The sequence below is a fragment of the Cupriavidus sp. R6-3 genome (assembly GCF_059772245.1).
The window spans coordinates 1-1665 of sequence record NZ_JCBAJO010000427.1; the positions used below are offsets into that span (position 1 = coordinate 1).

Consider the following 1665-nt stretch of genomic DNA (forward strand, 5'->3'; position numbering starts at 1 on the left):
CGATGCCGATGCCGCCGTTGACGACCTCGACGCCGCCGGCGCCACGGCGCAGCAGATAGCGGGCGTTCAGCATCGCGCCGTATTGCAGTTCGAGTTCCTCGTGGCCCGCGCGTCCGGCCACCGGTCGTACCTCCAGGCGCAGCGGCGCCGGCTGCCCGGCCGGCTTGGCCAGCGGCGCCGGCAGGTCGACCGCCATGCCGGCGAGGTCCGCGGTGAACGAGATCACCGGCTGGCGTTCGCGCACGCCGATCACTGCCTGGTAGCTGGCATTGCCGTCGAAGCGGCGCGCCAGCGGCGTCAGCCCGGCACCGGACAGCGCCTCGGCGATGCCGCGCGAGTTGGCGCTGCCGGCCGCGGTCACGCGCACCGTGCCGTCGGACTGCGTGCCGCCGCTGGCGCGCACCTCGCCGCCGAGCACGCGCGCGCGCACCGCATCGAGCTGGAAACCGTGCTCGTTGAAAGCCACCGTGCCGGTGGCGCCGCCCAGCATCGGCAGGCCCGGCGCCAGCACCACGTCGTTGCCGGTCAGGCGGTACTGGCCCTCGACCTTGCTGCGGGTGGCATCGGCCAGCGGCAGGTCCAGCTTGAGCCGCAATTCGCCATTGCCCTGGCCGCGCGCGTCGCCGGTGACGTTGCCGGTCCACTCGCGCACCGGGCTGCTGGCGATATAGCGCAGGAAACCCTGCATCGGGCCGCTGGCGCTGCCGTCCAGCGTCAGCCGTCCGCGGTGGTCCAGCTCGTCGATGCGGCCCTTGACGTCGCGCAGCGCCACGCCGGCCAGGCCCTGCACCGAGGCGCGCTCGACGTTCAGCGCCATCGCGCCGCGCTCGAACCGCAGGCTGCCGTCGATCTCGGTGAACAGCGGCCACAGCGGCTTGCCGTCCGGACCGTGCGGGTCGATCTGGTAGGACGCCTGCCGCAGCGGCACGTCCACGTGGAAGTCGCCATGCCGGGCGGCGTCACCATGGAAAGGGAAGTGGGCCAGATCGCCCTTGACCTGGAAACGGACCGCCTCGGACTCGCCGCCCGCCAGCGCGCCGGCCAGATAGTGGCGCGTACTGGCGGGAATGTGCAGCGGCAGGTAGCGCGGCACGCGTGCGATCTGCGCGCGGCCGAGCTCGCCGTCCAGTTCCGCAATGCCGGCGTGGCCGTCGCCGCCTTCGCGCCAGCTGCCGCGCACGGTGCCGGCCGTGTCGGCGTTGGCGAAGCGGATGCCGTCGGTGCGCACCACCAGCTTGCCGCCCTCGCGGCGCCACTCGAATGCGCCGGCCAGTTCGTCGAAGGGCAGGCGCGGGTCTTCGAAGACGCCGGGGAAGGTCAGCGTGGCCTGGGTGCCCTCGAAGCGCGCGCTGCCGCCCTGCTGGTCGAAGGAAAAGTTGCCGGACAGGCCGCTGAAGCCGGGAATGCCCAGGTTCGCATGGCCCTCCTTGTCGAACGCCGGTTCGGCCGGCTGCTCGCGCACCGACACGTTGCGCAGCGTGCCCTGGATGCGATAGCGGGCGGGACCGCCTTGCCGCTGCAGCAGGCCGCCGCGCTCGCGGGTCCAGTCGACGTCGAGATTGTCGAGCCGGCCGGACGGCCGCAGCACGCGCACCTCGCGGGCCAGCGCGGTATCGAGCGGCATCGCGGTCGACAGCGCGCGCAGCGCGTCGAGGTCGAGCGTCG

The 1665-nt window shown here is 73.3% G+C and carries 1 protein-coding gene; it reads right to left on the minus strand.

The window, feature by feature from the left end; translation table 11 throughout:
- Window positions 1–1665 (minus strand): YhdP family phospholipid transporter (locus tag AC6EI8_RS26380; protein WP_498383375.1); only part of this gene is annotated, 1665 nt, incomplete at both ends.